Origin of the sequence: Thermoanaerobacter siderophilus SR4, assembly GCF_000262445.1 — a bacterium.
Classification (GTDB): domain Bacteria; phylum Bacillota; class Thermoanaerobacteria; order Thermoanaerobacterales; family Thermoanaerobacteraceae; genus Thermoanaerobacter; species Thermoanaerobacter ethanolicus.
The window spans coordinates 1,839,449-1,850,526 of record NZ_CM001486.1; the positions used below are offsets into that span (position 1 = coordinate 1,839,449).

General features: G+C 34.5%; 10 protein-coding genes and 1 pseudogene. 7 read left to right on the plus strand and 4 right to left on the minus strand.

The window, feature by feature from the left end; genetic code table 11:
* Position 1: 1 nt before the first annotated feature.
* Genes THESIDRAFT1_RS09010 through THESIDRAFT1_RS09020 form a run of 3 tightly spaced genes read right to left on the minus strand, consistent with a single transcriptional unit; the run spans position 2 to position 2,205 of the window.
* Positions 2-337, minus strand: coding sequence for a hypothetical protein (locus THESIDRAFT1_RS09010; protein ID WP_004397193.1), 336 nt, complete (start codon positions 335-337; stop codon positions 2-4).
* Positions 338-394: 57 nt separating this feature from the next.
* The gene (gene ndk, locus THESIDRAFT1_RS09015; protein WP_003871053.1) at positions 395-802 is read right to left on the minus strand and encodes a nucleoside-diphosphate kinase; all 408 of its coding nucleotides are present in this window, start codon (positions 800-802) and stop codon (positions 395-397) included.
* Between the two features lie 5 nt (positions 803-807).
* Complete coding sequence (locus THESIDRAFT1_RS09020; protein ID WP_006570185.1) at positions 808-2,205, minus strand: MFS transporter; 1,398 nt, start codon at positions 2,203-2,205, stop codon at positions 808-810.
* Between the two features lie 119 nt (positions 2,206-2,324).
* Between THESIDRAFT1_RS09020 and THESIDRAFT1_RS09025 the strand changes: the two genes are divergently transcribed.
* The 3 genes from THESIDRAFT1_RS09025 to ltrA all read left to right on the plus strand — a co-directional run bounded on the left by THESIDRAFT1_RS09025 (position 2,325) and on the right by ltrA (position 5,591).
* Positions 2,325-3,134 (plus strand): lipid II flippase Amj family protein, encoded by an 810-nt coding sequence (locus THESIDRAFT1_RS09025; RefSeq protein WP_006570186.1) that lies wholly within the window; start codon positions 2,325-2,327, stop codon positions 3,132-3,134.
* Positions 3,135-3,241: 107 nt separating this feature from the next.
* Complete coding sequence (locus tag THESIDRAFT1_RS09030) at positions 3,242-3,730, plus strand: ribonuclease H-like YkuK family protein (RefSeq protein ID WP_003869099.1); 489 nt, start codon at positions 3,242-3,244, stop codon at positions 3,728-3,730.
* Positions 3,731-4,178: 448 nt separating this feature from the next.
* Positions 4,179-5,591 carry a group II intron reverse transcriptase/maturase gene (gene ltrA, locus THESIDRAFT1_RS09035; protein WP_006569145.1) on the plus strand — a complete coding sequence of 471 codons (1,413 nt, stop codon included), beginning with the start codon at positions 4,179-4,181 and terminating at the stop codon, positions 5,589-5,591.
* 63 nt (positions 5,592-5,654) lie between these two features.
* Here ltrA and THESIDRAFT1_RS09040 read toward each other — a convergent pair whose 3' ends face one another.
* The gene (locus THESIDRAFT1_RS09040; protein WP_006570187.1) at positions 5,655-6,536 is read right to left on the minus strand and encodes a phosphatase PAP2 family protein; all 882 of its coding nucleotides are present in this window, start codon (positions 6,534-6,536) and stop codon (positions 5,655-5,657) included.
* A 148-nt stretch (positions 6,537-6,684) separates the two neighbouring features.
* Between THESIDRAFT1_RS09040 and THESIDRAFT1_RS09045 the strand changes: the two genes are divergently transcribed.
* From THESIDRAFT1_RS09045 to THESIDRAFT1_RS09060, 4 genes and pseudogenes are all read left to right on the plus strand, one after another.
* Positions 6,685-7,431 carry a Yip1 family protein gene (locus THESIDRAFT1_RS09045; RefSeq protein ID WP_006570188.1) on the plus strand — a complete coding sequence of 249 codons (747 nt, stop codon included), beginning with the start codon at positions 6,685-6,687 and terminating at the stop codon, positions 7,429-7,431.
* Positions 7,432-7,878: 447 nt separating this feature from the next.
* Entirely contained in the window at positions 7,879-8,370 is a 492-nt protein-coding gene (locus tag THESIDRAFT1_RS09050) for a hypothetical protein (protein ID WP_003870899.1), read from the plus strand.
* Between the two features lie 66 nt (positions 8,371-8,436).
* Positions 8,437-8,951, plus strand: a pseudogene (pgsA, locus tag THESIDRAFT1_RS09055) (CDP-diacylglycerol--glycerol-3-phosphate 3-phosphatidyltransferase).
* Positions 8,952-9,010: 59 nt separating this feature from the next.
* Positions 9,011-11,071: a methyl-accepting chemotaxis protein gene (locus THESIDRAFT1_RS09060; RefSeq protein WP_006570189.1), complete on the plus strand. Its 2,061-nt coding sequence runs from the start codon at positions 9,011-9,013 to the stop codon at positions 11,069-11,071.
* Positions 11,072-11,078: the final 7 nt, after the last annotated feature.

The window sequence follows — 11,078 nt, forward strand, 5'->3', positions numbered from 1 at the left end:
GTCACTTCGCCTTAGTTTGTAATACTTTTAGAGAATATCGAAGTTCTAAATAATTTACTAATCTTGCTATTAGCTCTTTTTTGTCTTTTTCTAACCAATTCCATTTATGTCTGTAATCAGCCACTACTGATTTTATAAAGTCATTGGGAATCTTGGAAGAAAATTTTTTGTAAACAAACAATCTTGAAACTTTCCCATCTCCTTTTTCTAAAGTAACAGGATTTATTCCGTAACTTACTTTTTCTTTTTGTACCAATGCGTACCAGTTATAGTCATCAATTCTTCCGTAGATGATTCCAAACTGGTTATTTTTACTTTCTACTGTTATTTTGGGCATAAGATATACCTCCAATAGTTTTCTCTATTAGAGTTTATGCCCTGTCCACAAAAATATTCATGCTAATTCAGGAAACCACAGTGCTATTTCTCTTTTTGCAGATTCAATACTATCTGAACCGTGAATAATGTTAAAAGTAGTACTAGAAGCAAAATCACCTCTTATCGTTCCAGGGAGGGCCTCTTCCACTTTAGTAGCACCGTTTAATAATCTAACTATTTTTACGGCGTTTTCTCCTTCTAGTACCATTGCAAAGACAGGACCTGAGGACATGTACTGTATTAAAGGTTTGTAGTAAGGCTTGCCTTTGTGTTCCTCGTAGTGCTTTTCTAAAAGCTCAATTGTTGGAGTTATTACTTTTGCCGCTTTAAGCCTTAAACCTTTGTTTTCATATCTTTTTAATATTTCTCCTATAAGCCCTCTCTTGACACCGTCGGGTTTTACTATAGCAAGAGTGGTTTCCATTTAAATCAATCCTTTCCTTGTATTAATTTAACATTATTTCTCACCAGAGAAGTAAAAGCGCATATCAATGAGAAAATCCCTGCAGTTATATAAGCTTCTTTAATCGCAATCATAAAGGCTGCATTAGAAGAAAATTTTAGAGCTTGATAAACTTTTAACCTGTTGGTAAATATCGCACTTCCTACTGCGATGCCCATTACCATTCCTACATTTCTCATTGTTGCAAGGAAGGCGGAGGCTACCCCTAATCTGTTTTTTGGTGCACTTCCCATTACTGCACTGTTATTTGGCGTTTGGAAGATAGCATTTCCTATTCCAAAAAGAGCAAGGCGAGCCATAATGGCAAACATAGTAGATTTTCCCGTTAAAGTTGCCATGAGAAAAAGGGCTGTTGCAGAAATTAGTGCGCCAATAGTTGATAAAATTTGAGCGCCGTATCTATCAGCTAAAATACCGCTTAAAGGTGCTACGACGAACATGACGAGAGGGAAAGAAGTCATGATTATACCTGCTTTTTCGGTAGTAAATCCTAGATGCTGAAGGAGGAAAGGGGTTAAAAAAGTCATCGTGTTTTGAGCCATAAAGTTTAGCAGGGTGCTTATGTTTCCAAAAGTGAAAGACCTTATTTTCAAAAGGGAAAAGTCAAACATAGGAAACTCTACTTTGTTTTCTACGTTGATAAAAATTATCAAAGATGCTATTGATGTAACTAATGCGACTATGCTTGTAAGAGACGACCAACCCCATGTTCCACCTTCTGAAATAAAAAGCAAAAGGCTTGCAAGAAAAGCAAAGAAAGAAATAGAGCCATAAGGATCGAATTTTTCAGCTACTCCTTTGTTGTCAGGGACCACAATATGAGCCCATATGTAACCTATTATACCGATAGGTACGTTTATGTAAAATATAGAACGCCAGCCTAAGTATTTCAAAAGAAGTCCACCTAATGTAGGACCTATCGCGAGACCGATTGATATAGACATAGCGTTGATGCCAAGAGCTCTACCTCTTTCGTTTGGAGGAAACACAGATGTAATTATGGCGGAAGACATTGACATAAGCATGGCGGCTCCTACTGCTTGAAAAGCTCTCATAATTATCAACATATATATGTTTACAGAAAGACTCAAAATTGCAGAAGATATTGAAAAAGTCAAAAGACCGTATTGATACAGTTTTTTATAACCCAACATATCGCCAAGTCTACCAAAAGTCATCATTAGACTGCTTAAAACTAATAAATATGTCATGGAGACCCAGCTTACTGTTGTTATGTTAGTGTGAAAAATTTTTGTGAATTCTGGCATCGCTATGTTGACAACACTTCCATCAATTGGTCCCATAATACTGCCTATGACGACTGCAGAAAGAATTACCCATTTGCTGTAATGTTTTTGTGTCATTTATATCCCTCCGATATCATAGATTATACCACAAACTTTGGAAAAAGATAAATGTTGAAAAAAAAGCATTGTACAATATAATTATAAAGGAATTTAAATAAAGAAACGGATGTGAACAAATGATAGATGCAAAAAGACTCATAATTGTAGCTTTCTTTACGATGGTTATAAATTTGATTGATACACTTTCTTATTCCATAAGACCTTCTGGTGTAAGAACTCGAAAGCTTGCTGTTGCTCTTTCGCTTTTTAACATTATGGCTGTGATATCAAGACTATCAAATATGATTCAAGCACCTTTTCTTGGCAGTATTGTAGATATGGCGATAAAAGTGGACAAGGTTCATCTCCTTCAAAATGATATGAGAATTGTACTTTTTTCAGCTACATTAGGGGCATTGATAGGAGCACCCCTGATGCCCACTTTTGTATCGATTTTTACTGTTGCCATAAATGGAATGGAAGGAGCTGGAACAGTCCCTAAGCTTATTCTTAAGGGGTTTAGATGGAGTAATTTAAAAAAGGTAAAGAAAAAGATTGTTCTGCCAAGGCTGTCTATGTTAAAAGGTGTCTGGAAGGCTAACATACCAAAAACTTTTTTGATATATAACGTTATTATTACTTCTATCTACACCACAGGTGTTATATCTTCACTTTACGCCGGAGCTATTATTCCTGAGTATAGAATTACAGCCAGTCAGCTTTCGGGTATTGTAAATGGATTTGCGACTGTATTGTTTACCGTTGTAGTTGACCCTGTGGCGGCTCTTATAACTGACCAGGCCTTAAGCGGTAAAAGGACCCAACATGATGTGGACAGTATGGTAGTGCTTCTTGTGTTTGGGAAAATTTTGGGTACGTTGCTGGCTCAGCTTATATTTATACCAGCTGCAGATTTGATACTGTTTGTTACAAAATTGATAGTTTAACAAAAAATAAAAAATTTTAATACACTTTTTAAGAAAATGGTGTATAATAAAAATTAAAATAAGATTTAATTGCGCTAAGCAATTTGCAGTTAAAGGAGATGGGGCCATTGTATTTCATTAGCCCAACGAAGGGAAAAATGGATATTGATAAAATGTTCGAAGACATCATGGAATTTGTTGAGGGAGACCGGCAATCTAATTACAAATTAATGGTGGGCACAGACTCTCAACCAGGTAAATCCGTATGTTTTGTTACTGCTGTAATCATATACCGAGAAGGAAAAGGTGCCAGGTACTATTATAGGAAATTTTATAATAAAAAGGTGTTGTCTTTAAGACAACGGATTTTTATGGAGGCTACTTACAGCATTGAAATAGCGAATCAGCTTTTTGAAAAGATCAATCAGACTGATAAAAAAGATATAAATATACAGATTCATTTAGATGTAGGGGAAAATGGTAAAACGAGAGATATTATAAAAGAAGTGGTTAACATGGTGTTAGGATGTGGATTTGAAGCACAAGTTAAGCCTGCATCTTATGGGGCTAGCAAAGTAGCTGATAAGCACACTAAAAGTATGGCTAATATTGGATAAGACCTCCCGAAGGAGGTCTTATTTTTATGTGCGCCCGGCATGGGCGATAACTAGGCGGTGAAAGTCCGCTGTGGGCTTGGTAGTGGGAACCACTAGCCAAGAGCAAGGGTGTCCATCGTGAGGTGGAATCTGAAGGAAGCTTAAGGCAAAATCTCGGTCTGATGAACAAGAACCAGATAAGAGGCTGAATTGGGATGGATGAGTTTGCGTAACAAAACGAAGTCCAACACTACCCGAATCCCATACAGTAAATCTGGCAGATATATGAGATGAAAGTTATCGTTCTTACCCGGGGAGGTCTCAAGGATAAGTCATGGAAGTAAAATCTGAAGTGACAACCCATACAGTGATGTATGGTTGAACCTTGAGAAGTCAGCAGAGGTCATAGTACTTATCTAGACATGAATAGATAAGGAAGGACCGAACGTTAGGAGGTTTTGGAAATCTTATGGACTCGAAAGATATGCAGAGACTGCAGACAACTCAACAAAGAGGCTATCCGTTGAATAGAGAAATGGAATTTCAAAAGACAACGGAAGTGCATAGTATATCATCGGCGTCGGAAGATGGAAGAAACGAGGTACAAAGATATACCGGCAAGATGCTTGAAATGATAGTAGAACGAGGGAACATGGAAGCAGCATACAAGCGCGTTGTTGCAAATAAAGGAAGCCATGGAGTCGATGGGATGGAAGTAGATGAACTTCTACCGTATCTCAAAGAAAACTGGCCAACCATAAAACAACAACTGCTGGAGGGGAAATACAAACCACAACCAGTGCGAAGAGTAGAAATTCCCAAACCAGATGGAGGAGTAAGACTACTAGGAATACCTACAGCACTAGATAGACTAATACAACAAGCAATAGCCCAAATACTGAATAAAGTCTACAACCATACATTTTCAGATAGCAGTTATGGATTCAGACCAGGACGCAGTGCAAAAGACGCAATAAAAGCCGCAGAAGCATACATAAATGAAGGATACACATGGGTTGTAGATATGGACTTAGAAAAGTTCTTTGACAGAGTAAACCACGACATAATAATGTCCAAACTAGAAAAGCGGATAGGGGACAAAAGAGTACTAAAGTTAATACGAAGATACCTAGAATCAGGAGTAATGATAAACGGAATCAAAATATCAACAGAAGAAGGGACACCCCAAGGAGGGCCATTAAGTCCCCTATTAGCAAACATAATGTTGGACGAACTAGACAAAGAACTTGAAAGGAGAGGGCACAAATTCTGCCGATATGCAGATGACTGCAACATATATGTAAAAAGCAGGTCTGCAGGAAACAGAGTAATGAAGAGCATAAAGAAATTCATAGAAAGCAAATTAAAACTAAAAGTCAACGAAGCAAAAAGTGCTGTAGATAGACCATGGAGAAGAAAATTTCTTGGATTTTCATTCTACACAAAAGAAAACGAAGTAAGAATAAGAATCCATGAAAAATCCATCAAAAGGTTTAAGGAAAAAGTAAGAGAAATAACCAATCGGAACAAGGGAATAAGCATGGAAAACAGAATAAAAAGACTAAATCAAATAACAACAGGATGGGTCAACTATTTTGGATTAGCAGACGCGAAAAGCATAATGAAAACCCTTGACGAATGGATAAGGCGAAGACTAAGGGCATGTATATGGAAACAATGGAAGAAGATAAAAACGAAGCATGATAACTTAGTAAAACTAGGAGTAGAAGAACAAAAAGCCTGGGAATACGCCAATACAAGGAAAGGCTACTGGAGAATATCCAATAGCCCAATCCTAAATAAGACTCTTACAAATAAATACTTTGAAAGCATAGGTTATAAGAGTTTATCCCAAAGATATCTAATTGTACACAATTCCTAATGAACCGCCGTATACCGAACGGTACGTACGGTGGTGTGAGAGGACGCTGAATAAAATAATTATTCAGCTCCTACTCGATGCCTTTATTGTTTTATCGTTTAATTTAAAAAGATTGAATATGTAAGGTGCCCCAAGAGAAAGCCATAAGCCACAAATTGCATACCTTATAGCGTTAAAAATATTTCCAGAAGGCAACACAAATTTTAATCCCTCTTTAAATGCAAAAAATACAATTATGCCAATTAGTAACTTCAAAATTTGCTTTTGAAGAGGAGCATGGACAGTAAAATCAAATTTTTCTTTGTCTATAAAATAACCTATTAAAGTACCAGAAATTAAGCCCATGTATTCATAAATATCCTTGTGAGGGAAAATTAATATAAAAAGCGCAGGGATTAAAATTGACAAAATAACTTTAAAAGATAAACTTATGTTAAAAGTGCTTTCTTTTATAATACTATCAATAAGTTCACTTAAAATTATAATTAAAATAGCTATCAATATTCCTCCAGCAATATCCATTGGCCAATGGACTCCTAAGTACATTCTGGAGTAGGAGACTAGTAACACAATAGCAGTTCCTACATACCACAGCCATTTTTTTTGATAATGCACCATTAAAGTCCCCCAAAGGGTTGTAGAACCTTGTGCATGGCCGCTAGGAAAAGAATATCCTCCTGCCGATTGTGTAAAAATAGACCTTATTCCTGGATATCCTATGGGCCTGGCTATTTTTGTTGTCTCTTTCAAAACAGTATTTACATAGATAGAGCTTATCAAGATGAGTCCCAGCTTTAAACCAAATCTTTTATCTACACACCAATAAAAGATTGGAATAAAAATAAAATAAAAACCTGAGTTTCCCAACATGGTTACAGCTATAAAAAAATAATCTAAAAAAGGATTTGAAATTGTTTGAATAGCTTTTAATATTTCTGCTTGCATTTTATCACCTCGATATATATAATTCACCAAAAAAATTTATTTTCCTTCATGGTTAAAAAATTTAACAAAAATTTAAAGAAAAAATAAAAAGTGTGGTAAAATTTATATAAGCATAATTTTGAATTTAAAAAATTGGGAGGTTATAGAAGTGAATTTTTTAGAGAGATTATATGGGATATTTTTTCAGCCGGTAGAAACTATAAAAGAGATTGTAAGGGAAAAACCGATTTGGCAAGCTGTTGTTGTCATTATAGTTACAGGACTATTGACTGTGACAAGCAATTATAGGTTTACAATGGTTGGTACAGATTTTTTTACTTCCAGCTCAGGTATGCCTGATGTTGGGAGGCTAAGAGCTTTATTTGTTCCGATGGCTGTATTTGGGAGTATATTTATAGCTCCTTTGACTTACTTTGTTTATGCAGCAGTGTATCACTTTTTAGCGGAAATTTTAGAAGGTAAAATGTATGCTAAAGTGGAAGATAATGTATCTTTTGATCAAATTGAAGAGAATAATGCTGAAATTGAACAAAAGGCAAGCGGTGAGAAAGAAGAGGTAGTAATAGGTACAGCAAAGGGATTGTATTCTGCAATAGGGTTTGCAAAACTTCCCATGATTTTTATGGTTGTTGTAAACTTATTTGTCCGTTTGTTAAATTCAAGAGCTGGCTTAATACTTACGTATTTATTTTTAGCGATATTTACGGTATGGGTAATTGTTTTAGAAATTATAGCTATAAAGGAAAATTATAAAATGAGTACGGGGAATGCAGTGCTTGTATATTTTCTTCCTTACATAGTTTTGGTCGTTTTATTTATAATAATGATAATTTTTGCAGGTGCAACCTTTATAAGCATATTTTCAGAGGTTTTAAAAAATGTTCCTATGCAATAAATTATAGAAATAAAGACTTATGAAAATTTCAACAAGCTCAGAGGAGGTTTTACTCCTCTCAGTTTGTTGACAAAGTTAAAAAATATTCAAAGGAGATATTTTGCATCGTCGCTCCGATGTTCCAAAGCGACAAAACTAAAGCTCGACCTTCGGGCTCCGGCAGGGTACCGGGCACAATCGGCCTCCTTGCCTCAGGTGCCCGCCTTCGCCATCCATGGCTTCGGCCCTGCCTCCACCCTCGGTCTTGCTAAGTTTTGTTACCGCTTTGTAACAAGTCGCTCCTTATGCAAAATATCTCCTTTACGAAAGTTTGTCTACAGTCTGAGAGGAGGCTTTCTCCTCTTTTTTATTTCTATATTGTTTATTTGTCGAAAATTATTTTCTGTTTTTAAGCAGGATTTTTGAAATTTGTAAAGAATATATATTTATAGATAGGTGGTGTTGAGAATGGGAGAAAATGGAAAAGTTTTAATTAAAGATTTAGAGAAAAAAGACAAAAAAATATTTTCCTTATGGTTGCAAGACATTAATGTGGTCAAATTTTTAATTGATTTGTTTAAAATATCTCGAGAGAAAGATAATGTTTTAAATATACCTTTTGGGAAGAATAGGAAAATGTTTGTGCTGGAAACAAAAGAAGGCGTGAAATTAGGCTTTTGTGTGTTATACGATATTGACTGGCAACAAAAAAGGAGCAGCATGTATATTTATATTGAGAAGAAGGAAAATGTAGAATTAGAAACTGCTCAAGAAATAATTAATTCGTTGCTGAGAAGGACGGCTTTAAAGTATAATTTAAGAGATATTGAAGTCCACACAAAAAATGACGTTTTTGCTAAATGTTTTACCAACATAGAAGACTTTAAAAAAGAAGAAGATGGATATAGTTTCCGAATAGCTTTGGATGAGATGAAGTTCCCAGCAAATATGGCCCGATAAGGGCCTTTTACTTTTGATTTTTTTGTATTATAATTTTATTAAACTTGACAGGCAGGGAGTGTTTACATGAATATACCAAACCTTCTCACTTTTATTAGGTTTTTGCTTATACCTCTTTTTGTTTATACTTTTTTTATGTGCCTGAAGGAAACATTTATGCTGCACTGATTTTTATATTATCAGGTATTACGGATATTTTGGATGGTTATATAGCGAGGCACTATAATCAAGTGACAAAAATGGGTACTTTACTTGATCCTCTTGCGGACAAGTTGATGATACTTACCGTTTTGACCAGTTTATGGATAAAAGATTTAATTCCTTTTTTTATTATTGCTATTTTAATGATAAAAGAATTTTCAATGATAATAGGAGCCGCAATACTTTACAAAAAACAAAAAATTGCTATACCCGCAAACAATTACGGCAAAACTGCTACTTTTTTCTTTTATATAGCTATAATTTTTTCAATTTTTGAATGGCCTTATAGTTTTACATTGATGATCATAGCTTTAGCTTTAGCAATTTTAGCATTTTTTATTTATGCTTTTGAATTTTATAAAAGAGCAAGGAGAAATTAAACTTTTTACAAGGACAAGACGATATAAGAAATAGTATATCAATCTGGGGGGGAGATATATTGAAAAAAGCTATAAATTTAAAAAAAATGAGGAATATCAATGAAGTATTGAATCTTAAAAAGCAGGTAAAACTTTCGAGTATACAAACAAAATTAAGTTTAATGATTATTGGCATTGTAATTTCTTCTTTGGCTTTAAGCGGGTACATATCTTATAGGTTTTCTGCGCAAGAAATTACTAATTCGACATTATCTAATATGAGCAGTAGTGTTAGCTCAGTTAATCAAGAATTAAATCTTTATTTGGATAATACTGCAAGTAAACTCAACTATTTTGCAAAGAGCGATTCTAATTTGTTAATTAAAGGAAATACAGAGGAAGAGACTACAGATAAAATAAACAGTGTCCTTATAAATTTAAAAAATATGACTCCTAATGCCTCTTTGATTTATTATGGGACATCTGATAAAAAAATTTATACTTTTCCACATGTTGATTTAAGTTCTGATTTTGACCCTACTACTAGACCGTGGTATACAGGGGCTGTGAAGGCTAATGGAAATCCTTTTTGGACAGATGCTTATAAAGATGAAGCAACTGGAAATTATGTAATTTCAGTATCTCAGTCCGTGTTGAATCCTCTTACTAATGAAGTGGTTGGCGTTGTAGGAATGGACTTAAATTTATATGGTATAGAAAATCTCCTAAAGGATGTCAAAATAGGACAGAATGGCATGGTCCTTTTAGTCGATAAAAATGGAATAGTTTTTTTGGATTCTACTAAAAAAATGATAGGAAGTAATTTCTATAAACAATCTTTTGCAAATTATGTTTTCAAAGAACAAAAAGGAGAAATACAAACACGCTTCAACAATGAAGACAGTGTTGTAATTTTTGATACTAATCCGACTACAGGATGGAAAGTCGTTGGAATTGTAAATAAATCTGATTATCTTTCTGGAGTGTCAAAAATTAATAATATTTTTATAGCAATTATAATCATATTTTCACTCATTTCGCTAGTTATCGCTTATCTATTTGCTAGAAACTTTACAAGACCAGTCTACAAAATGTTAACAGCCATGAATAAATTAAAAGAAGGAGATTTAACTTCCTTTATTGATGCAAGAAGAAAAGACGAATTTGGAGTGTTAGAAAGGGAATATAATGATACAGTACAGAAATTAAGGGCTATTGCAACAAAAGTTAAAGAGTCGAGTGTTTCTTTAATAGAAGCATCAACTCGTTTTAGAGAGATAAGCGATGAAACAGCACAATCTGTTCAAGATATTGCAAATGCCGTAGATGATATAGCAAAAGGGGCTAATGACCAAGCACAAGAAATATCGGTAAGCGTACAAAAGATATCGGAATTTGGAAATGATATAGATGAAATTTTGAAAACTACCGAAGAAATGAAGAGATATTCAGATAAAGCAGAAGATGTCAAAGCTGATGGTTTGAAAAAGTTAGAGGCTTTAAAACAAAGTTCAGAGGAGACAAATAAGGCAACATTTTATGTTTTTGAAACTATTAACAAAATCAAGGAAAATTCTCATAAGATAAGTGCTATAACAGCAGTGATAGAAGAAATTGCGGATAAGACAAACCTTTTATCATTAAACGCTGCAATTGAAGCAGCCCGTGCCGGAGAAGCTGGACGTGGTTTTGCTGTTGTAGCCGAAGAAGTAAAAAAATTGGCTCAGCAATCTGCAGAATCTACCAATCAAATAAAAGACATAATAGAAAAGATGCAACAAGCAATTGATATGGCTACAAATGCTATGCAGTCGGCGGACAAAAGCATTGAAAAACAAAATCAAGCTGTAAAAGATACGCAAAATGCTTTTATGGAGTTTGAAGCTTTTATAAGTGGAATTACAAAAATGATAGACAATATAAATTCATTGATGAATGCCATGGAAGAAAAGAAAAATGAAATTGTCATATCGATGGAAAGTATTTCTGCAATTTCAGAAGAGACAGCGGCTTCTACTGAAGAAGTAAGTGCTTCTACAGAAGAGCAGCTTTCAGCTGTAGAAAACCTAACAGATTCAGCTAAGAATTTAGAAGAGGTAGCAGTGAAATTAGATGAGGCTGTGAAGATTTTTAAAATTTAGATAGATT

Coding starts and splice junctions, on each gene's coding strand:
- THESIDRAFT1_RS09010 (WP_004397193.1), bottom strand. CDS start 337: ATGCCCAAAATAACAGTAGAAAGTAAAAATAACCAGTTTGGAATCATC.
- ndk (WP_003871053.1), bottom strand. CDS start 802: ATGGAAACCACTCTTGCTATAGTAAAACCCGACGGTGTCAAGAGAGGG.
- THESIDRAFT1_RS09020 (WP_006570185.1), bottom strand. CDS start 2,205: ATGACACAAAAACATTACAGCAAATGGGTAATTCTTTCTGCAGTCGTC.
- THESIDRAFT1_RS09025 (WP_006570186.1), top strand. CDS start 2,325: ATGATAGATGCAAAAAGACTCATAATTGTAGCTTTCTTTACGATGGTT.
- ltrA (WP_006569145.1), top strand. CDS start 4,179: ATGGACTCGAAAGATATGCAGAGACTGCAGACAACTCAACAAAGAGGC.
- THESIDRAFT1_RS09040 (WP_006570187.1), bottom strand. CDS start 6,536: ATGCAAGCAGAAATATTAAAAGCTATTCAAACAATTTCAAATCCTTTT.
- THESIDRAFT1_RS09050 (WP_003870899.1), top strand. CDS start 7,879: ATGGGAGAAAATGGAAAAGTTTTAATTAAAGATTTAGAGAAAAAAGAC.